Raw genomic sequence first — 19,450 nt, forward strand, 5'->3', positions numbered from 1 at the left:
GACGCGGTGCTGACCGGGGTGGAGACGCGGACCTCCTCGCCGATCCGCATCACCCGCGACGCCGACTTCCAGAGCCTGACCCTGCGTGGCCTGTTCCCGGCCGGCGAAGGCGCGGGCTATGCCGGCGGCATCCTCTCGGCCGCCATCGACGGCGTCAAGGTCGCCGAGGCGGTGGCCCGGGCGGCGGTCACCTAGCCCCGCCAGGCCTGGACCTGGGCGACCAGGGCGCCGACGTGGTCGGGCGGGGTGGTCTTGGGGATGCCGTGTCCAAGGTTGAAGACGAAGGGGCCGCCGGTGGCGGCGCGCAGGATGCGGTCGGTCTCGGCGGCGAGCGCCGGGCCGCCGGCCACCAGCAGCTGGGGATCGAGATTGCCCTGGATGCAGCGACCCTCGCCCTGGATGCGCCGAGCGGCCCAGGCCAGGGGGACCGTGGTGTCCAGGCCGATGCAGTCGGCGGCGACCTCGGCCACATAGGCCTCGTAGAGCAGGCCGGCGGCGCGGGGGAAGGCGATCAACGGCACGTCGGGGTGTCTGGCCTTCAGGGCGGCGGTGATGGCGGCGACGGGCTCTATGCACCAGCGGCGGAAGAAGGGCTCCGGCAGCAGGCCCGCCCAGCTCTCGAAGAGCTGGACCGCCTCCGCGCCGCACTGGATTTGGCGGTCCAGGAAGGCGATCACCGACTGGGTCAGCAGGTCGATGAGCGGCTGGAAGCTGTCGGGATCGGAAAGCGCCCACTGGCGGATGATGGCGTGGTCGGTGGCGCCGCCACTGCGGCCCTCGACCATATAGGTGGCGATGGTCCAGGGGGCGCCGGCATAGCCGATCAGGGTGACGTCGGCCGGCAGTTCGACGGTGAGCCTGCGCACCGTCTCATAGATCGGGGCCAGGTTCTCATGCAGGCGCTCGGCGCTGAGATGGCGGTCGATGTCTTCGGCGCAGCGGATCGGTGGGCTAAGCGTCGGACCCTCGCCCTCGACATAGTCCAGGGTCTGGCCAAGCGCGGCGGCGAGTTGGGGCAGGTCGGCGAACAGGATGGCGCCGTCGAGGCCGAAGCGACGGATCGGCTGCAGGGTGACCTCGACGGCGTGGTCGGGGGAATTGCAGAGCTCCAGCATGCCGCCGGCCGCGGCCCGGGTGACGTGATACTCCGGCAGGTAGCGGCCGGCCTGCCGCATCAGCCAGATCGGAGGCCGCTCGGTGCGCTCGCCCCGCAGGGCGCGCAGCAGCAACTTCTCCTGGACCATGTCATCTCCGCCTTGGGTGGAAGCTGCGCCTTATTGCTAGCAAGTCGGGTTGGAGTCGCCAATGGCGTGGTGGTCGCGGGGGCTCCCCTCTCAGAACAATCCCCGTCATCCCGGGCGACCCGCAGGGGAGAGCCGGGACCCAGGTGACAGGGCTCGGCCCCTGGGTCCCGGCTCTCCGCTTCGCTGCGGCCGGGATGACGCAGTGGGGGGCAGGCCCTAGCCCAGGAAGTCGCCGTCGGGGATGGGCGGGTGGGCCGGGAGGGTGATGGCGCCGGGCGGATGGGGGCCGCCGCCGGGGAGGTGGCTGAGCAGGCCCGCGGCGCCGGTTCCGGCGACCATGACGAAGCCGTCGGCCTGGTTGTCGCCGTTGACGTCCACCTCGACCCGGAAGCCGGGGAGGGCGGGGGGCGGCAGGTGGCCGGTGAAGCCGCGCAGGCCGCTCAGCACGTCGTCCTGGCGGATGGCGTTCAGGATATGGATCAGGCGGCCGGCCCCGTCGGCCAGGCGGTCGCCGGCGGTGAAGTCGAGGATCACGCCGAGCGCGTGCTGCTGGGGCGGGCCCTCGTCCGGGGCTGGCGGGGCGATGACGAAGGTGTCGTCCCCGGCGCCGCCGACGGCCACCACGTTCTGGCCAAGCTCGATGCGGTCGTTTCCGGCCCCGCCCTCCAGCAGGTCGACCTGGGTGGAGCCCGCCCCGCCGCCGGACAGCGTGTCGTTCCCGTCGCCGCCGATCAGGTGGTCGGCGCCCGCGCCGCCGTTCAGGCTGTCATTCCCCGCGCCGCCCGTCAGCAGGTCGTCGCCGTCGCCGCCGCGCAGGGTCTGCCCGCCCTGCGCGCCCTGGAGCGGGTCGGACTCCGCCACCCGGACCGCGTCGGAGTCCGCCGGGCCAGCGGCCGCCTCGGCCCCGGGCTCGGCCTTGGGGGCAGGGGCTTCGTCCGGGGCGCGGGGCGCCGGGGCGTCGGTCAGGTTCGCCGACGAGCCCCGCGGGCCGTCGGTCTCGGCCGGGGCGGCGTTGCGTTCGAAGCGCTGGTGCTCCTGCGCCTCGGCCGAGGGGGCGGCCAGGGTCGCGGCGGCGATGAAGGCGGCCAGGACCTCGGCGGGGGTGTCGTGGGGCGCGCCGAGATCGGGCGCGTCATGAGCCTGGGCGGTCATGTCGAAGAAGGCGGCGGCCACCACCAGGGCCATCAGGGTCTGGGCCTGGCGGGCGGCCATCGGCACCACCACCTGGCCCTCGGCTTCGCGCCAGCCCTCGCCCAGCAGGCGGTCGAAGGCGGTCCACAGGGTGTCGCCCGCCTCCACCGCGTCGGCGGCGGCGTCGTGGATCACGAACTGGCCGTCGATGCGGGCGACGTGGACCAAAACCTCGTCGTTCTCGTCGGTGATCACGCACCAGGGGTCGCCCGCGTCGGTGGACCCGTAGACCACCCGCACATGGATACCCTCGGCGGCCAGGCGGTCGGCGAGCTCCGACAGCTTGGCGCGCTCGCCGGCGGTCCAGCCGCCGGTGTCGGGCCTTTGGGTGAACGGGACGACGTTGCTCATCGGGCCAGGGCGGTCCTTCAGGTCCCGAAGGCGCGCTGGGCGTCGGGGTGGGCGGCGTCCCCGAACAGCAGCCGGTTCAGCTCGGGCTCGTAATAGGCCAGCAGGGTGCGGGCGAACTGGGCGGGATCAAGGCCGACCGCGAGGGCCCAGGCCCGCTGCATCTCGATGGGCACGCGGCCCAGGCCGCTCTCCACCTGGGAGACGAAGGTGTAGTAGCGCATGCCCACCTGCTCGGCCAATTGCGCCTGGGTCAGGCCCGCGGACTCGCGCCCGGCCTTCAGCCAGCGGCCGGCCTCCTGGCGAAGGGCCTTGGTGGCGGCGGCGCGCACCGGGTCCACGGCGGGTCTTGGCATCGGGCTCTCAACTCCTGGGCGGCGCCATCTTGCCGCCGTAATCGGCGCAATATACAGTTCTTACGAAACACATTCATACGCGACGGATAACGCCTCGTCGTCCACACCATAGACGACCTCCGTCTGCCCCGCCACCACCTGGATCGCCCATGTCGCCTCGCCACCTCCTGCTCGCCGCGGCCTCCCCCCTGTGCCTGATGGCCGCGCCCGCCTGGGCCGAGACCGCCATCTCCACCGCGGTGACCACGCCGGTGGCCACGGCCACCGCCGCCAGCGGGGCCCGCGACGATGTCCGCGTCACCTCGGCGGGCTCCATCAAGCCCACCGGCGGGACCGCGATCACGCTCAACAGCGACAACAACGTCACCCTGGAGGGCGTGGTGGCCATCGCCGACGCCAACAACGCCGTGGGCCTGGCGGTGGTGGGGGGAAACACCGGCGAGGTGGCGCTCTCGGGCTCCATCACCGTCGATGAGACGACCGAGATCAAGGACACCGACTCCGACGGCGACAATGACGGCCTGTTCGCCACCGGCGCCGGCCGGTTCGGGATCCGGGTGACGGGTCCGGGCGCCTTCCACGGGTCGATCACCCAGACCGCCGGGGCGATCATCGTGGAGGGCAATGAGTCAGCCGGCGTCGCGTTGGAGAGCGCCATCGACGGATCGCTGCAGACGGCCGGCGCGATCTCGGTGGTCGGCGACCGTTCCTTCGGGATCCGTACCGGGGGCACGGTCGGGGGCGACGTGGCGGTGACCGGGAGCGTCACCGCCCAAGGCCTGGACTCCATCGCCGTGGCTGTGGACGACAATGTCGGCGGCAAGCTCTCCCTCAACGCGACGCTCTCGGCCACCGGCTTGCGCGCCACCAGCCGCGGAACCGACGAGGTGACAGCCAAGCTGGACGCCGACGACCTGCTGCTGGGCGGGCCGGCGGTACGGGTGCGCGGCGACCTGTTCGGCGGCCTGCTGGTGGGGTCGTCAGGGGCCGTCACCTCCTATGGCTCGGCGCCCGGCATGGTGATCGGCGCGGCCGGGCGCGGCGTGCGGCTGGGCGTCCTGGGGACCGGGGCCGACGCCTATGGCCTGATGAACAAGGGGGTGATCCAGGCGGCCGGGATCTATGACGGGATCACCGCCACGGCCCTGCAGCTGGGTGGCCAGGGCGGGGCGGTGACCGTCGATGGCGGGATCTGGAACGCCGGGTCGATCCTGGCCACCGGCGTCAAGGCCTCCGCCACGGCGATCCGGGTCGGGTCCGGGGCCCAGAGCCCCAGCCTGACCAATGTCGGGATCGTCCGGGCCACCACCACCGCCACCGACGTCGCCGACGCCACCGCCCTGCGCCTCGACGCCGGGGCGAACCTGCCCTATCTCGCCAATGGCGGGGTGATCAACGCGGTGGTGAATGGCTCCAAGGCCTCGGCCACCGCCATCCTGGACGCCTCGGGGTCGCTGCGGGTCCTCGAGACCACCAATTCCATCACTGTCACGGTGACCGCCACCGACTCCACGATCGCCGTGACCGGCCGGGCCATAGCGTTGGACCTGCGGGCCAATACCGCGGGCGTGCTGCTGCGCCAGTACGCCAACGCCGACACCACCATCACCCCAACGATCACCGGCGACGTGCTGTTCGGCTCGGGGGCGGCGCGGCTGGAGCTGCTGGCGGGTGTGCTGAACGGCGCCGTGGCCTTCGGCTCGGGCGCCGACAGCTTGGCGATCGACGGCGGCGCCAAGCTGACCGGCGCGCTCACCGACGCCGGCGGCGGCCTGGCCATCGATATCGTCAAGGGCCGGCTGACCGATACGAGCACCCAAGGCGTCAACCTCACCAGCCTGAACGTCGGGGCGAGCGGCGAGCTGGTCTTCACCGCCGATCCCAAGGCCGGCAAGGCCAGCAGTTTCAACGTCGCCGGCGCCGCCACCCTGGCCACCGGCGCCAAGATCGGCCTGGCCTTCGCCTCCAAGCTGGAGGCGCCGGCCAGCTTCACCCTGATCAAGGCGGGGTCGCTGACCAGCGGGGCCTTGGACGAGAGCCTGCTGGGGGAGACCCCCTTCCTCTACAAGGCCACCCTGCGGGTCGACACGTCCAGCCTGATCGCCGAGGTGCGCCGCCGCACCGCCGCCGAGGCCGGGCTGACCACGGCGGAGGGGGCGGCCTATGACGCGGTGTTCGCCGCCTTCGACAAGGACGCCTCGGTGCGCGACGCCCTGCTGTCCAAGACCACGGCGGCCGGCTTCCAGGCCCTCTACGACCAGTTCCTGCCCGATCATTCCGGCGGCCTGTTCCACACCCTGGCGGCGGCCTCCGACACCGCGGGCCGGGGCCCGGAGGCCGACAGCTCCATGGAGATCGCGGGCGGGGTGCGGGCCTGGACCCAGGAGATCGCGGTGATGGTCAAGCGCGATCTCGACCGGTCGGCCACCTATGACGCGGGGGGCTTTGGCCTGGCCGCGGGGGTGGAGGTTCCCGACACGGTGTTTGGCACGCTGGGCCTGCAGACCAGCTTCATCAATGTCGATGTGGACGAGGCGGGGTCGTTGGGGTCGGAATCCCTTACCGGCTCGGTGCTATCGGCCGGGGTCTACTGGCGCGAGAGCCTCGGCGACCTGACGGTGGGGGCGGGAATCACCGGCGGCTACGCGTCGCTGAAGAGCGAGCGGGTGCTGACCGACTCAGGTTTCACCCGCACGGCCCTTGCCGACTGGAACGGCGCCACGGTGGCCGCCCATGCCCACCTGAACTGGAACCTGGAGGGCGACACCTTCCACGCCCGGCCCCAGGCCAGCTTCGACTATTTCCTGCTGAAGGAGGGCGACCGCACCGAGGATGGGGGCGGGGACGCCATGAACCTGGCCATCGACGAACGCGCCTCCAGCCAGATGGCGGCCTTCGCCGGGATCAGCGTCGGAGCCCGCTTCGGGCTGAAGGGCGACTTCCGCTGGGGGCCGGAGCTCACCGCCGGCTGGCGCCAGGTGGCCGGCGACGGCGCCGACTCCACCACCGCGCGGTTCGTCAGCGGCGGGCAGGCCTTCACCATCGCGGCCCCGGAACTCTCGGGCGGCGGGGCGGTTGTACGTTTGGCCCTGCGTGGCCAGGGGGAATATCTCGACTTCGCCCTGGAAGGCGGCGGGGAGATTCGCGACGACTACGAGGCCTACGACGCCCGCATCGTCGCGAGGATGTTGTTCTAGGGGCTTTCTCCGATGATCCACTTGGCCGGAGGACTTCTGGCGCTGGCGGCGGTTCTCGTCTGCGTCGCCCGCCACACCGCCGGAAAGCCGCCGCTGTGGCGCTCGAAGCTCGCCTTCGTGGGCTCGCTGCTTTGCCTGGCGGCGGCGACCGTCCTGGTGGCCCTGGACCCCCGGGCGCTTGGCGAGACCCCGGTGCTGATCGTCGCGGCTCTGTGCCTGTTCGAGGGCGCCATGGCCGCCATCAGCCTGATGGCCGCCGCCGGCCTGCGCCAGCCGAGGTGGCTGGCCTGAGGCCCCCGGGGCCGGCCCCTCTATTTCGGGAACAGTTCGCCTGGCGGGATCGCCGCGGGTTCTGCCTGGCCCTTGCGGCTGAGCAGGAACAGCGCGGTCTCCGAGCGCCAGTTCTCCAGGGCCCGGGTCGGGTCGATGGGCCGCGCCGGCTTGCCGTTGTTCAGCGCCGCGCAGGCCTCGATCCGCAAATCCAGGTCGTCGCACAGGGCGGTGAAGTCGTGCAGGGTGCAGAGGTGGATGTTCGGGGTCGACCACCAGGGCTCGGGCAGGGCCTTGGTCTCGGGCATGCGGCCGCGCACCATCAGCGACCAGCGCACCCGCCACTGGCCGAAATTGGGCAGGGAGACCACCGCCCGGTCGGCGATGCGCAGCAGCTCGTTGAGCACGTGGCGCGGCTCGCGCATCTGCTGCAGGGTCTTGGACAGGATGGCGTAGTCGAAGGCCTGGGTGGGGAAGTGATCCAGGTCGCGGTCGCCGTCCCCCTGCACCACGGCCAGGCCGCGGGCCAGGCAGGCCGAGACCCCCTCGCTGGAGATCTCCAGGCCCTGGCCGTCGACGTGCTTCTCGCGGGTCAGCAGCTCCAGAAGTTCGCCCTCGCCGCAGCCGACGTCCAGCACCCGCGAGCCCGGGCGGACCAGGCGCAGGATCTCCTTGAAGTCCTCCCGCTGGGTCCTCACGCGGAAATCCCCACTAGGCGAGCCCCCGCTTCTCGGCGGCCGAGGCCAGGAAGCCGCGCAGGGCGCTATCCAGGGCCGGCTCCTCCAGGAAGATGGCGTCGTGGCCCTTGTCGGTGGTGATCTCGGCGAAGCTCGCCCGGCAGCCGGCGGCGTTGAGCGCACGGACGATGTCGCGGCTCTCGGCGGTGGCGTAGAGCCAGTCCGAGGAGAAGGAGAGCACGCAGAAGCGCACCTTGCGGGCCTGGAGGAAGGCGTTGGCCAGCACCCCGCCGTGGCTGGCGGCCAGGTCGAAATAGTCGAGCGCCCGGGTGATGTAGAGATAGGAGTTGGCGTCGAAGCGGTCGACGAAGCTGGCGCCCTGGTGGCGCAGATAGCTCTCCACCTGGAAGTCGGCGTCGAAGCCCCAGGAGAGGCCGTCGCGCTGCAGCTCGCGGCCGAACTTCCGCTGCAGGGCGGTCTCCGACAGATAGGTGATGTGGGCGGCCATGCGGGCCACGGCCAGGCCCTTCTCGGGGCGCACGCCCTCAAGCTCGTAGGCGCCGCCGCGCCAGTCGGGGTCGGCCATGATCGCCTGGCGGCCCACCTCGTGGAAGGCGATGTTCTGGGCCGAGTGGCGGGCGGCGGCGGCCACCACGATGGCCGAGAACAGCCGCTCGGGATAATCGGCCGCCCACTGCAGGACCTGCATCCCGCCCATGGAGGTTCCGACGACGGAAAACAGGGTCTCGATCCCCAGCGCCTCCACCAGCATGGCCTGGGCGCGAACCATGTCGGCGATGGTGATCATCGGGAAGGCGAGACCATAGGGCTTGCCGGTGGTGGGGTCGGGCGAGGCCGGGCCCGTGGAGCCCATGCAGCCGCCGATCACATTGGGACAGATGATGAAGTGGCGCTCGGGGTCGAGGGGCAGGCCGGGGCCCACCACCGTGGTCCACCAGCCGGGCTTGCCGGTGACCGGATGGGTGGAGGCCACATACTGGTCGCCGGTGAGCGCGTGGCAGATCAGGACGGCGTTGGACTTGTCGGCATTGAGGGTCCCGTAGGTGTTGTAGGCCATCTCCAGGGGGGCGAGGATGGCGCCGGAATCCAGGCGCAGCGGCCGGTCGGCGGGCGAACGCCAGATCCCGCCGTGGGTCGGGGTCGCGAGGGGGGCGTGGCCGACGTCGCTCATGGGCCCGCTTGGACCGCCAACCTCTTTCGCTGTCAACCGCTTCGCGTCGGCGCGCTTGCCCGCTATGAACCGATCGACTCCCAGCATGGCGGGGTGACGGAGAGACCATGGACCGGCTGATACTCCTGCGGCACGGCGAGGCCGAGCGCGACGCCCCCAGCGGCGACGACTTCGACCGCCGCCTGGCGAGCCGGGGCGCGGCCGAATCGGCGGCCATGGGCGAGACCCTGGCGGAGCTGGGCCTGTCGCCGGACCTGGCCCTGGTCTCGGCCGCCGCCCGCACGCGGGGCACCTGGGCCGCGGTGGCCCCGGCCTTCCCCAAGGCGCTGGCGCGCTTCGAGGACAGCCTCTATCTCGCCGAGGCCGAGACCATCCGGGTGCTGGCGCAGGCGGCTGGCGCCACGGTGGGCACGGTGATGGTGGTGGGGCACAATCCGGGCCTGCAGGACCTGGCGGTGCAGATGCTGGTCCAGGGCGGCGCGCCGCCGGCCCTGGTGGCCCGCGCCCAGAACGGATTCCCCACGGCGGCGGCGGCGGTCTTCCTCTTCGACCATGCCGGCCGGCCGGCCTATGACGGGCTCTTCTTCCCGCGCGACCGGCGATGACTCCGCCTCTCCCCCCGTCTCTTCGGGGGGAGAGGGTGGGTGAGGGGGGCGGTCCGGCCAGGTGGTGCGCGTCGGGACGATCCCCTCACCCAGCCTCTCCCCTTGAAAGGGGAGAGGAGGAGATGACGACAGATTCTGAGACAGGGACCCCATGACCCGTATCTACAAGATCCTCACCCACGCCGAGTGGACAGCCGCCCAGGCGGCCGGGACCTTCGCCGGTTCGGGGATCGATCTGGCCGACGGCTATATCCACCTGTCCACCGGTCTTCAGGCCGCCGAGACGGCGCGGCGCTATTTCAAGGACATCGCCGACCTGGTGGTCCTGGAGGTTGAGACCGAGGGGCTCAGCCAGGCGGTGCGCTGGGAGCCCTCGCGGGGCGGCGACCTCTTTCCCCATCTCTACGCGCCCTTGCCGGTGAGCGAGGTCGCGGCGGTTCGCGAGGCGCCGCTCGGCCCCGACGGGGTTCCGGTGCTGGGAGACCTGGCGTGATTCACGACCTGGCCGCCCGCGCCCTGCATCTGCTCGATCCCGAGGACGCCCACGGGGTGACGGTCAAGGCCCTGGAGCTGGGTCTGGGCCCCCGCGCGGGCGCCGACGATCCGATCCTGGCCACCCGCGTCGCGGGGCTCGTCCTGCCCAACTGCGTGGGCCTGGCGCCCGGGTTCGACAAGAACGCCCAGGTTTTCGGCCCCATGCTGGCGGCGGGCTTCGGCTTCGTGGAGTGCGGTACGGTCACGCCCCTGCCCCAGGCGGGCAATCCGCGGCCGCGGCTGTTCCGGCTGACGAAAGACGAGGGCGTCATCAACCGGATGGGCTTCAACAATTCGGGGCTGGAGGCCTTCGCCGCCCGGCTGGCGCGTCGCGGCCCGGGCGTCATCGGGGCCAATATCGGCGCCAACAAGGAGGCCGCCGACCGCATCGGCGACTATGTGACGGGGCTCACGCGCCTGTGGGGCCTGGCCTCCTCTTTCCCCATCACCCGCGCCTCGCCCCATACGCCGGGCCTGCGCGCCCTGCAGACCCGGGCGGCGCTGGAGGAGCTGCTGGGACGGCTGGCGGAGGCGCGCGACCGGCTGCCGGCCAGCGGTCGGGTCCCGATGTTCCTGAAGGTGGCGCCCGATCTGGAGGCCGGGGAGGTGGAGGCCATCGTGGAGACGGTGATCGCCAACGGGCTTTCCGGGATCATCGTCTCCAACACCACCATCAGCCGCCCGCCCCTGCGCTCAGCCCAGGCGGGCGAATCGGGTGGGCTCTCCGGCGCGCCGCTGAAGGCCCTGGCCCAGCGGATGATGGCGGAGTTCCACGCCGCCGCGGCGGGACGGACCGTCCTGATCGGGGTCGGCGGCATCGCCTCGGGCGCCGACGCCTATGACCGCGTCCGGGCCGGCGCGGCCGCCGTGCAGCTCTATTCGGCCATGGTGTTCGGCGGACCGGGCCTGGTGACCCGGATCAAGGCCGACCTGGCGCGGCGCCTGCGGGCCGACGGCTTCGCCCAGGTCGCCGACGCGGTGGGGGTCAACTGACAAGATTCCCCTCACACGCGAACAGACGTCGCGTTGCCGAAAGCGCCATGGTGAAGTAGGGGGAAGGCTCATGGCGGACGCCCCTCAGCCTCAGGCGCCCCCGAGGCGGACCAGACGGCGGTTCTTCTGGCCGGGCGGCCTCTCCGCGCGTCTGCTGATCCTCACCATCCTGTTTGTGTCCGCGGCGGGCGGCACGATCCTGCCCCCGGCCCTGGCGGCCTTCGAGGAGCAGTGGCTGCTGGACCGGGTCCGCGCCGCCGAACTGGCCACCATCGCCCCCGACGTCGCCCCCGACCGGGTGGTGAGCGAGGCGCTCGCCGCCCAGCTGCTGGAGGGCGCCGGGGTGCAGCGGGTGGCGATCCAGACCGAGGGCATGCGCCGCCTGGTGCTGCAGGGGCCCAAGCTGGCGCGGGCGCCCTATCTGGTGGACCTGCGCGACCAGGCGCCGATCTCCTGGCTGGCGGCCCCCTTCCAGACCCTGATGGGCGGCGGCGAGGGGCGGATGGTGCGGGTGATCGCCGAGCCCCGCATCCGCAAGGCCGACTTCATCGAGATCGTCGCCCCCGACGCGGCCCTGAAGCGCGAGCTGACCCGCTATCTGTGGCAGCTGCTGCTGGTGATGGCCTTCGTGGCCACCATGGCCGGCATCCTGGTCTATCTGTCGCTCGCCTTCTTCCTGGTGCGGCCCATGCAGCGGATCACGCATGCCATGGAGCGGTTCCGCGCCGACCCCGACGACCCGGCCTCGCACCTGGAGCCCTCCGGTCGCCGCGACGAGATCGGCCGCGCCGAGGTGGAGCTGGATTTGATGCAGGCCGACCTGCGGGTGGCGCTCAATTCCCGCGCCCGCCTGGCCCAGCTCGGCGAGGCGGTGGCCAAGATCAACCACGACCTGCGCAACATGCTCACCAGCGCCCAGATCGCCTCGGAACGGCTGGCGGCCTCGCGGGACCCCAAGGTGGCCCAGGCCCTGCCGCGCCTGGAGCGGGCCCTGGACCGGGCGGTGAAGCTGGCCACCGACGTCCTGGTCTATGGCAAGACCCAGGAGGCCGCCCCCGACGCGCGGCCCATGCCGCTGGCCGCCGCCCTGGAGATGGCCGCCGAGGAGGCCCGCCTCTCGCCGGAAACCGTGCGCCTGGAGGCGCAGGTCGATCCCGCCGACCAGGTGGTGGCCGACCCCGACCAGCTGCACCGCATCGTGGTCAATCTGCTGCGCAATGCCCGCGAGGCCGTCGAGCAGCAGGAGGGGCGCAGCGAATCCGGCGTGGTCACCGTGGCGCTCGCCCAGGCCGAGGGCGCGACCCTGATCCGCTTCTCCGACAATGGCCCCGGCGTCTCGGCCCGCGCGCGCGAAAAGATCTTCCAACCCTTCGCGGGCTCCAGCCGGCCGGGCGGGGCGGGCCTGGGCCTGGCCATCGCCCGGGAGCTGGCCCAGGGCCACGGCGGCGACCTGGTGCTGGCGGAGACCAGCGAGACCGGCTCGGTGTTCGAACTGCGCCTGCCGGGCGCGCCGCCGCGGCTCAAGCCGAAGCGGACGCGGGCGAAGAGCTCTTAAGCCGCTCATCTTCCTATCGTCATGGCCGGGCTTGTCCCGGCCACCCATGATCTCCGCTTCTCCATAGATCGCGCGGCAGCCGCCTCAGGTCCTTGCTGGACCACGGAGATCATGGGTCCCCGGGACAAGCCCGGGGATGACGATTGTTATGGGATGATCGCAGCCCCTTACGGAGCCTTGGCCACGCCCTCGCGGCGGGGGTCGGCGGCGCCGACCAGGCCGGTGGAGGTCATGACGATGCCGTGCAGGCCGGAATCCTCGCCGCCGCCGGGGCGCAGGGTGATCCCCTTGGCGGCCAGGCCTTCGACGACGCCGGCCGGGAACTTGGCCGGTTCGGCGGCGTAGGTGTCGCCGCGGGCGATCAGGTTGGGCAGGGCGATGGCCTGGTCGATGGGCAGCTTCCAGTCCAGCAGGGCCACCAGGGCCTTGAGGTTGTAGGCCAGGATGGCCGAGCCGCCCGGCGAGCCCACGGCGGCCACGAAGCGGCGGTCCTTGTCCAGGACGACAGCGGGCGCCATCGAGGATCGCGGCCGCTTGCCCCCGGCCACCGCGTTGGCGGCGGCGACCCCGTCCTTCTCGACCGGCGAGAAGGAGAAGTCGGTGAGCTGGTTGTTGAGGAAGAAGCCGCCGACCATGCGGCCGTTGCCGAAGATGCTCTCCACCGTAGTGGTCATGGAGACCGCGTTCCCCCAGGCGTCGACGATGACCATGTGCGAGGTGCCGCCGGGCTCCAGGGTGGCGTCGGGCGCGCGGATCCCGGCGCCGCGGGGCTTACCGGGGGCGGGCGCCGGGCCGGCCTTTTCAGGGTTGATCAGGGCCGCGCGGCTGGCCGCATAGGCCGGGTCCAGCAGGCCCGCGGTGGGGACGTCCACGAAGTCGGGGTCGCCCATATAGCGGTCGCGGTCGGCGTACATCAGGCGGCTGGCCTGGGCGAACAGGTACCAGCCCTGGACGTCATTGGGGTGGGCCGCGACGTCGGTGTGCTCCAGGATCGCCAGGCCCTCCAGCAGGGCCGGGCCGCCCGAGGGGGCCGGCGGGGTGCAGACCAGGTAGACGCGGAAGGTCCGGCAGGTGGCGGGCCCGACCTTGGGCTTGTAGGCCGCCAGGTCGGCCAGGGTCATGGCGCTGGGCCGGTCGCCCTGATGCAGGCGCGCCACGATGGCCTCGGCGATCGGGCCCTGCAGGATGGCCTTGGGGCCCTCGGCGGCGATCTTGCGCACCGAGGCGGCGTAGGCGGGGTTCTTCAGGGTGTCGCCGGCCCCATAGCGGGCGCCGTCCGGCTTGGTGAAATAGGCCACCACGTCGGGGGCGGTGTTCTGCGGGAAGCGGCCCGCGATCATGTAGGCCAGGCGCGGGCTGACGGTGAAGCCCTCGTCGGCCAGTTTCTCGGCGTCGCCGAACAGGGTGTTCCAGGCCAGCTTGCCGTGCTGGGATTGCGCCAGGGACAGCATGGCCACGGCGCCGGGGACGCCGCTGGACCGTCCGCTGAGCACGGCGACGGGAAAGGGCAGGGGCTTGCCGGTGGCCTCGTCGAGGAACAGGGCCGGGGTGGCGGCGGCCGGCGCGGTCTCGCGGCCATTATAGGCGGTCACCTTGCGGGTCGCAGCGTCGTAATAGGTCATGAAGGCGCCGCCCCCGAGACCCGAGCTCTGCGGCTCCACCAGGCCCAGCACCGCCTGCACGGCGACCGCGGCGTCCACCGCCGAGCCGCCCCGGGCCAGCACCTTGACGCCCGCCTCGACCGCCAGCGGATTGGCCGCGGCCACCATGCCCTTGCCGTCGCCCTGGGGCGTGGCGTGGGGGGGGAGGCTGGCGCAGGCGCTGGCGAGACAGGCCAGCAGGACGATGCTCAGACGCTTGAAATGCGACACGGACGGACCACGCGGAAAAAAGGGGGAGCGACGGAAATGCGAGGCGCCACCTTAACCAGCCGCGCGTGGACAACAAACCTCAAGCCATGCTCTTCGTGCCTGCCATGACCCAAAAGCCCGCCGCCGCCCCCGGAACGCGCAACCTGATCACCGATGTGCCCGGTCTGAGGGTGGGCCAGGCCCAGGATGCCGCCGCCCGCACCGGGGTGAGCGTGATCCTGCCCGACGAGCGGGCCGTGGCGTCCTGCGATGTGCGGGGCGGCGGCCCCGGCACGCGGGAGACCGACGCGCTGGCGCCCGAGAACCTGGTGGAGGCCATCGACGCCATCGTCCTGTCGGGAGGCTCGGTCTATGGCCTGGCCGCCGGCGATGGGGTGGTGGGCTGGCTGGGCGCCCGGGGGCGAGGCTATGGCGGCCTGGCGCGGCCTGGCGTGCCGCCCTCGCCGGTGGTCCCCGGCGCCATCCTCTTCGACCTGGCCAATGGCGGCGACCGCGACTGGGGCGAGGACCCGCCCTATCGCCGCCTGGGGCGCGAGGCCGTGGCGGCGGCGGGCCTGGACTTCGCGCTCGGCACGGCCGGCGGCGGCTACGGCGCCATGGCCGGATCCCTGAAGGGCGGCACGGGCTCGGCCTCCATCGTCGCCGCCGACGGGATCACGGTGGGCGCCCTGGTCTGCGTCAACAGCTTCGGCTCGGTGGTCGCCGGCGACGACAGGACCTTCTGGGCCGCGCCCTTCGAGATGGGGGACGAGTTCGGAGGCCTTGGGGTGGCGGGGCTGTCGGCCCGGCCCGACGTCTGGGGCCTGGCCAAGGCCGACCCCAAGGCGCGGATGAACACCACCATCGCCTGCGTGGCCACCGACGTGGTGCTGACGCCCGCCCAGGCCAAGCGGGTGGCGGTGATGGCCCAGGACGGCCTGGCCCGCGCCATCCGCCCGATCCACGCCCCCTTCGACGGCGATGTGGTCTTCGCGCTGTCCACCGGCCGCCGGCCCCTGGAGGGCGGCGACTTCACCATCGCCCGCATCGGCGCCCTGGCCGCCGACACCCTGGCCCGCGCCGTGGCCCGGGCGGTGTTCGAGGCCACGCCCTGGCCGGGGTCGGACGTGCGCTGCTGGCGGGATCTGTAGGGGGCGTTGATCCATTCCCGTCATCCCGGGCGACCGGAGGGAGACCCGGGATCCAGGGGGATTGATCGCGGCCCCTGGGTGACTGCTTCGCGGTCCCGGCTCGGAGTTTATCCTTGGGCCGACCAAGCGGTCGGACCCGAGGGCTGCGCTGCGGCCGGGATGACGTGGTGGGTTGGCTTGTGCCCCCCCGCCCTTGACCCCGATCAATACCGGCGCCGCGCGCCTGGGCTTTGCTGCGGGAACGCAGAGCCCCTCTTCGATTTTGCCGAATGCGCTCGGCGGACGTAAAAGCTAAGCCACGCGGCTTTCGGGGTTTCAGGAGACGTCCAATGGCTTGGGTGAAGACGGTGACGGCGGTCAGTGTGATCGCGCTCACGGCGGGCGCGGCCGACGCGCAGCAGAAGCAGGTCGTGACCGGTCCGGTCGCCGTCTACTGGATGAGCGCCCAGACCACGTCGGGCTTCGGCGCCGGGATGATGGGCGGCGGCGCGGCGGGCGCGCGGCCCTCCATGGGCCAGATGATGGGCATGATGGGCGGTGGCGGCGGGGCCAGCAAGACGCTGACCCTGCAGCTCGGCTCGGCCCGCAAGCCCACCGGCGAGCCCACCGCCGAACACCTGCCGCCCCAGGCGCTTCGGGCCGGCGCGAGCCTGCCCCTGGTGACCCCGCGCGCCCAGCCGACCCAGCGCACGGAGGAGACCCCCTCCATGCCGCGGGACTACCAGAAGCCCAAGGGCCGGATGCTGATCTTCTGGGGCTGCGGCGAGCACGCCAGGCCGGGCCAGCCGATCGTCATCGACTTCGCCCAGATGGCGGGCGGCAAGATGCCCGCCGGGATGGAGGCCATGAGCCGCGGCCTGGCCGTCACCCCGATGGCGCCACCCTCGCCCACCCGCAACGCCACCTATGGCGAGTGGCCCAACGAGAAGACCCGCGCCAGCGTGCCGGGGAACGGCTCCCTGGTGGGGGATCACCTGATCCGCGGGACCTATAGCCCCGACATCCGCTTCAGCCTGAACGCCAACCAGGATTTCCTGGGGCCGCTGAACCTCGTCACCAACGCCATCGGCGCCAGCGGCTCGGGCCAGCTCGGCTGGGGCGCGGTTCCGGGGGCCCAGGCCTATCTGGCCACCGCCATCGGCGGCGGCGAGAACGACACCGTGGTGCTATGGACCTCCAGCGAGGTCCAGGCCTCGGCCTTCTCCCTGCCCGACTATCTCAGCAACGGCGACATCGCCCGGCTGACAGCGTCGCGCGCCCTGATGGGGCCGCAGACCACGGCCTGCACGATCCCGCAGGAGGTGGTGAAGGTCGCCCCCCAGGCCATGGTGCAACTGGCGGCCTACGGGAACGAGACCAACCTCTCCTATCCGGCCCGGCCCGCCGATCCCAAGGTCGCCTGGAACATCGAGTGGACGGTGAAGGTCCGCTACAAGTCCCAGACCGGCGCCCTGCTGGGGATGGACATGCCCGGCGGCGGTCAACGCAGCGAGCAGCGCCAGGCGCCCGGCGCGCCCAAGACGGCGCCCCAGACCCCGGCCGAGGCCGTTGGCGGCGCCTTGCTGCGCGGTCTGGGAGGTCGTATTCCCCGCTTCTGATCGGGCGGGGACACGCCTCTAGACTGTGGGGCGGGCCTTGGCGTCGCGACTGGCGATCTACCATCCCTCGGGCCAGTTCAACCTGGTCAACAATCCGTTCGGCAAGGACGTGGCCAATCTGGAGCTGTTCCGGGCGCTGGCCGCCCACGGGGGCTTCGACCAGGTCAGCTTCCTCAGCCAGGCCAATATCAGCGACGCCGACCTGCGCCAGGGCCTGCTGGGGGACGCCCCCGGCGGCGCGGCCCTGACCACCGCCAGCCTGCTGGCCCAGGGGCGGGTGGCGGAGGCCGGCGTGATGCTGCGGGGCACGCCCGCGCTGGCCGACATCGCCTGGCTGCGGCGGCGCGCCGTGGGGGACCGCGCCTACAGCCTGATGGGCCTGGTCCACACCCTGGCCCCGCCGGCCCTGCGCCAGGACATGGCCACGGCCGCCATCTCCCCCATCCAGGCCTGGGACGCGCTGGTCTGCACCTCGCCCTCGGTGCAGGAGGCGCTCAACCGCATGTTCGACGAGTGGGCCGAATTCCTCGGCGACCGCTTCGGCGGGACAAAGAACCCCAAGCCCCGCCTGCCGCTGATCCCGCTGGGCGTCGACCAGCCGGCGATCCAGGCCCGCGCCGACCGGCCGGAGGTGCGCAGCCAGCTGCGCCAGGAGTTGGGCCTGGGTCAGGACGACATCCTGGTCCTGTGGCTGGGCCGGCTGTCCTTCTTCGAGAAGGCCGCCCCCCAGCCGATGTTCCGCGCCGTGCAGGAGGCCGCCCAGGCCGCCGGCGCCAAGGTGGCCTTCGCCATGGTCGGCTGGTTCCCCAATGGCGACCAGGACCGGGCGCGCTACCAGCAGGCGGCGCAGGCCTACGCCCCCGACGTGGCGGTGCATTTCCTGGACGGCAACGACCAGGGCCGGGTGGGGTCGTTCTGGGCCGCCTCCGACATCTTCCTCTCGCTGGTGGACAACATCCAGGAGACCTTCGGCATCACGCCGGTGGAGGCCATGGCTGCGGGCCTGCCGGTGGTGGTGAGCGACTGGGACGGCTACCGCTACACCGTCCGGGACGGCCAGCAGGGCTTCCTGATCCCCACCCTGGGCGGGCCGCCGGCCAGCGCCGGGATCGCGGCGGCCGAGCGGCACGTCCTGGCGATGGACTCCTACCAGCTCTATGTCGGGGCGCTGGCCCAGCACACCGCCGTCCATGTGGGGCGCGCGGCCCAGGCCATCGCGGCCCTGATCGCCTCGCCGGATCTGCGCCGTCGCATGGGCCAGGCCGGCCGGGCGAGGGTGCGGGAGGTCTTCGACTGGCCGGTGGTGGCCCGCCAGTACGCGGCGCTCGCCGACGAGCTGAGCGCGATCCGCCTGGCCGCCCCGGCGGACGCCACCCGGGGCGGGCTCAATCCGGTGAAGGGCGATCCGCACCGCGACTTCGCAGGCTTCGCCAGCGAGGTCCAGAGCCTGGAGACCCTGCTCAGCGTCCGCCCCGGGGTGACCACCGCCGACCTCGACCGCGCCCTGGGCCTGGAGCTCGACCGCTTCGCCAGCTCCTGGCGCTGCTCAGGGCAGGAGTGCGCCGCGGTGCTGGAGGTGCTGGGGGCGGCCCGGCGCACGGTGCGGGATGTCCTGCTGGCCTTCCCGACAGAACGCCGGCGGCCCGTGCAGATGGGCCTGATGTGGATGTGCAAGCTCGGGATGCTGGACTGGCTGGCGCCGGCCGATTTCTGACTTGGTCGCTCTTCCTGATCGCCCGTCACGCTCCAAATATACGGCGAATGGCTCTAGGCGCCGATCTTGCGCGCGTAGAGCTGGCCGAGCGGCGCGCCCCGGAAGATGTTCATCTTGCGCTGGAAGATGTTCATGAAGGCGTCGATGGCCGGCTTGGGCATCTTCAGCACGTCCTGGGTCCCGGGCCGGTCCATGGACCACAGGTAGTCGTCGAAGATCATCACCCCGCCGATCTTCAGGACCTGGAAGGCCATCACCGCGTCGGTCAGGACGTCGGGCGCCTGGTGCGAGCCGTCGACATAGATCAGGTCGAAATACTCGGTCTTCCGTTCGGCGATCAGGTCGGCCAGGGCCAGGTTGGAGTAGCTCTTCAGCTTCCTGATCTCGGCCTTGTGGGGGGTCTTGGTCCGGGCGATCTCGATGTTGCGGTCGAAGCGCTTCTCGACGTCGGGCATCGAGGTCTCGATCTCGCCGCCCTTCTGATGCTCGATCCCGCCGCCCCAGCTGTCGACGCAATAGATCTCGATGTCGGCCTCGGCCGCGGCGGTGCAGTGCTCCACCATCCAGACGGTGGAACGGCCCTCGAAGGACCCGATCTCCAGGATCTTGCGCGGCTTGTCGCGGTCGACGATCTGCCGCCAGGTCGGGATGTTGCCCGAGAACCAGTCGGTGGAGAATTCGTAGAAGGCGATTTCGGGCGCGGCTGCGGTGTCGGTCATCTGAGATCGCCTTCCAGGTGCGCGGCCGCCGCCGCCCTCGTTGCGCCTCGGTATGTTGGCTCTCTCCGGACGCGTCAAGTTGGCTGGGTCCCTCGACCCTGGCGCCCGATGCGCGAGATCGTGGTTGAATCGCCGCCAACGAACCGCTAGATACCCGCCCTTCGCCGACAGGCGATGCGCGCCCGTAGCTCAGCTGGATAGAGCATCAGACTACGAATCTGAGGGTCGGACGTTCGAATCGTTCCGGGCGCGCCAA

At 71.9% G+C, this 19,450-nt stretch carries 16 protein-coding genes, 1 tRNA gene and 1 pseudogene; 11 read left to right on the forward strand and 7 right to left on the reverse strand.

Annotated features, from left to right (window positions below):
• Positions 1-195 (forward strand): annotated as a pseudogene (locus Q7T09_RS19735) (hypothetical protein); the annotation flags it as partial.
• On the opposite strand, the gene hemE reads toward Q7T09_RS19735, so the two are convergent.
• The 3 genes from hemE to Q7T09_RS19755 form a co-directional block, all read right to left on the reverse strand.
• The gene (gene hemE / locus Q7T09_RS19740) at positions 192-1,244 is read right to left on the reverse strand and encodes a uroporphyrinogen decarboxylase (protein ID WP_304701916.1); all 1,053 of its coding nucleotides are present in this window, start codon (positions 1,242-1,244) and stop codon (positions 192-194) included. The pseudogene Q7T09_RS19735 and the gene hemE overlap by 4 nt on opposite strands.
• Before the next feature lie 216 nt (positions 1,245-1,460).
• Entirely contained in the window at positions 1,461-2,786 is a 1,326-nt protein-coding gene (locus Q7T09_RS19750; protein ID WP_304701918.1) for a hypothetical protein, read from the reverse strand.
• Between the two features lie 17 nt (positions 2,787-2,803).
• The gene (locus Q7T09_RS19755; RefSeq protein WP_304701920.1) at positions 2,804-3,139 is read right to left on the reverse strand and encodes a helix-turn-helix domain-containing protein; all 336 of its coding nucleotides are present in this window, start codon (positions 3,137-3,139) and stop codon (positions 2,804-2,806) included.
• A gap of 149 nt (positions 3,140-3,288) precedes the next feature.
• On the opposite strand from Q7T09_RS19755, the gene Q7T09_RS19760 reads away from it, so the two are divergent.
• Both Q7T09_RS19760 and Q7T09_RS19765 read left to right on the forward strand, forming a co-directional pair.
• Positions 3,289-6,336: an autotransporter domain-containing protein gene (locus tag Q7T09_RS19760; protein ID WP_304701922.1), complete on the forward strand. Its 3,048-nt coding sequence runs from the start codon at positions 3,289-3,291 to the stop codon at positions 6,334-6,336.
• A gap of 12 nt (positions 6,337-6,348) precedes the next feature.
• The gene (locus tag Q7T09_RS19765) at positions 6,349-6,627 is read left to right on the forward strand and encodes a hypothetical protein (protein WP_304701923.1); all 279 of its coding nucleotides are present in this window, start codon (positions 6,349-6,351) and stop codon (positions 6,625-6,627) included.
• Positions 6,628-6,647: 20 nt separating this feature from the next.
• Here the strand turns inward: Q7T09_RS19765 and metW are convergent, their stop codons facing one another.
• Together metW and Q7T09_RS19775 are read right to left on the reverse strand one after the other, a co-directional pair.
• On the reverse strand, positions 6,648-7,304 hold the full coding sequence (gene metW, locus Q7T09_RS19770; protein ID WP_304701925.1) for a methionine biosynthesis protein MetW: 657 nt from the start codon (positions 7,302-7,304) through the stop codon (positions 6,648-6,650).
• A 13-nt stretch (positions 7,305-7,317) separates the two neighbouring features.
• Positions 7,318-8,475 carry a homoserine O-acetyltransferase gene (locus tag Q7T09_RS19775; RefSeq protein ID WP_304701927.1) on the reverse strand — a complete coding sequence of 386 codons (1,158 nt, stop codon included), beginning with the start codon at positions 8,473-8,475 and terminating at the stop codon, positions 7,318-7,320.
• 107 nt (positions 8,476-8,582) lie between these two features.
• Between Q7T09_RS19775 and Q7T09_RS19780 the strand changes: the two genes are divergently transcribed.
• From Q7T09_RS19780 to Q7T09_RS19795, 4 genes are all read left to right on the forward strand, one after another.
• Positions 8,583-9,080 carry a histidine phosphatase family protein gene (locus tag Q7T09_RS19780; RefSeq protein ID WP_304701928.1) on the forward strand — a complete coding sequence of 166 codons (498 nt, stop codon included), beginning with the start codon at positions 8,583-8,585 and terminating at the stop codon, positions 9,078-9,080.
• Between the two features lie 151 nt (positions 9,081-9,231).
• On the forward strand, positions 9,232-9,573 hold the full coding sequence (locus Q7T09_RS19785) for a DUF952 domain-containing protein (protein WP_304701930.1): 342 nt from the start codon (positions 9,232-9,234) through the stop codon (positions 9,571-9,573).
• Positions 9,570-10,607 carry a quinone-dependent dihydroorotate dehydrogenase gene (locus Q7T09_RS19790; RefSeq protein WP_304701932.1) on the forward strand — a complete coding sequence of 346 codons (1,038 nt, stop codon included), beginning with the start codon at positions 9,570-9,572 and terminating at the stop codon, positions 10,605-10,607. The genes Q7T09_RS19785 and Q7T09_RS19790 overlap by 4 nt, the downstream gene beginning before the upstream one ends.
• Before the next feature lie 70 nt (positions 10,608-10,677).
• Positions 10,678-12,162 (forward strand): HAMP domain-containing sensor histidine kinase, encoded by a 1,485-nt coding sequence (locus Q7T09_RS19795; RefSeq protein WP_304701934.1) that lies wholly within the window; start codon positions 10,678-10,680, stop codon positions 12,160-12,162.
• 167 nt (positions 12,163-12,329) lie between these two features.
• On the opposite strand, the gene Q7T09_RS19800 is transcribed toward Q7T09_RS19795, so the two are convergent.
• Positions 12,330-14,033, reverse strand: a complete 1,704-nt coding sequence (locus Q7T09_RS19800) for a gamma-glutamyltransferase family protein (RefSeq protein WP_304701935.1) — start codon at positions 14,031-14,033, stop codon at positions 12,330-12,332.
• An 86-nt stretch (positions 14,034-14,119) separates the two neighbouring features.
• Between Q7T09_RS19800 and Q7T09_RS19805 the strand changes: the two genes are divergently transcribed.
• From Q7T09_RS19805 to Q7T09_RS19815, 3 genes are all read left to right on the forward strand, one after another.
• Positions 14,120-15,163, forward strand: a complete 1,044-nt coding sequence (locus Q7T09_RS19805) for a P1 family peptidase (protein ID WP_304701937.1) — start codon at positions 14,120-14,122, stop codon at positions 15,161-15,163.
• A 329-nt stretch (positions 15,164-15,492) separates the two neighbouring features.
• The gene (locus tag Q7T09_RS19810) at positions 15,493-16,761 is read left to right on the forward strand and encodes a hypothetical protein (RefSeq protein ID WP_304701938.1); all 1,269 of its coding nucleotides are present in this window, start codon (positions 15,493-15,495) and stop codon (positions 16,759-16,761) included.
• 37 nt (positions 16,762-16,798) lie between these two features.
• Entirely contained in the window at positions 16,799-18,475 is a 1,677-nt protein-coding gene (locus tag Q7T09_RS19815) for a glycosyltransferase family 4 protein (RefSeq protein ID WP_304701940.1), read from the forward strand.
• Between the two features lie 53 nt (positions 18,476-18,528).
• On the opposite strand, the gene Q7T09_RS19820 is transcribed toward Q7T09_RS19815, so the two are convergent.
• The gene (locus tag Q7T09_RS19820) at positions 18,529-19,194 is read right to left on the reverse strand and encodes a class I SAM-dependent methyltransferase (RefSeq protein ID WP_304701941.1); all 666 of its coding nucleotides are present in this window, start codon (positions 19,192-19,194) and stop codon (positions 18,529-18,531) included.
• Positions 19,195-19,372: 178 nt separating this feature from the next.
• Between Q7T09_RS19820 and Q7T09_RS19825 the strand changes: the two genes are divergently transcribed.
• Positions 19,373-19,449 (forward strand) — tRNA-Arg (locus Q7T09_RS19825).
• Position 19,450: the final 1 nt, after the last annotated feature.

The sequence above is a fragment of the Phenylobacterium sp. genome (assembly GCF_030645195.1).
GTDB lineage: Bacteria > Pseudomonadota > Alphaproteobacteria > Caulobacterales > Caulobacteraceae > Phenylobacterium.

Coding starts and splice junctions, on each gene's coding strand:
- hemE (WP_304701916.1), bottom strand. CDS start 1,244: ATGGTCCAGGAGAAGTTGCTGCTGCGCGCCCTGCGGGGCGAGCGCACC.
- Q7T09_RS19750 (WP_304701918.1), bottom strand. CDS start 2,786: ATGAGCAACGTCGTCCCGTTCACCCAAAGGCCCGACACCGGCGGCTGG.
- Q7T09_RS19755 (WP_304701920.1), bottom strand. CDS start 3,139: ATGCCAAGACCCGCCGTGGACCCGGTGCGCGCCGCCGCCACCAAGGCC.
- Q7T09_RS19760 (WP_304701922.1), top strand. CDS start 3,289: ATGTCGCCTCGCCACCTCCTGCTCGCCGCGGCCTCCCCCCTGTGCCTG.
- Q7T09_RS19765 (WP_304701923.1), top strand. CDS start 6,349: ATGATCCACTTGGCCGGAGGACTTCTGGCGCTGGCGGCGGTTCTCGTC.
- Q7T09_RS19775 (WP_304701927.1), bottom strand. CDS start 8,475: ATGAGCGACGTCGGCCACGCCCCCCTCGCGACCCCGACCCACGGCGGG.
- Q7T09_RS19780 (WP_304701928.1), top strand. CDS start 8,583: ATGGACCGGCTGATACTCCTGCGGCACGGCGAGGCCGAGCGCGACGCC.
- Q7T09_RS19785 (WP_304701930.1), top strand. CDS start 9,232: ATGACCCGTATCTACAAGATCCTCACCCACGCCGAGTGGACAGCCGCC.
- Q7T09_RS19795 (WP_304701934.1), top strand. CDS start 10,678: ATGGCGGACGCCCCTCAGCCTCAGGCGCCCCCGAGGCGGACCAGACGG.
- Q7T09_RS19805 (WP_304701937.1), top strand. CDS start 14,120: ATGCTCTTCGTGCCTGCCATGACCCAAAAGCCCGCCGCCGCCCCCGGA.
- Q7T09_RS19810 (WP_304701938.1), top strand. CDS start 15,493: ATGGCTTGGGTGAAGACGGTGACGGCGGTCAGTGTGATCGCGCTCACG.
- Q7T09_RS19820 (WP_304701941.1), bottom strand. CDS start 19,194: ATGACCGACACCGCAGCCGCGCCCGAAATCGCCTTCTACGAATTCTCC.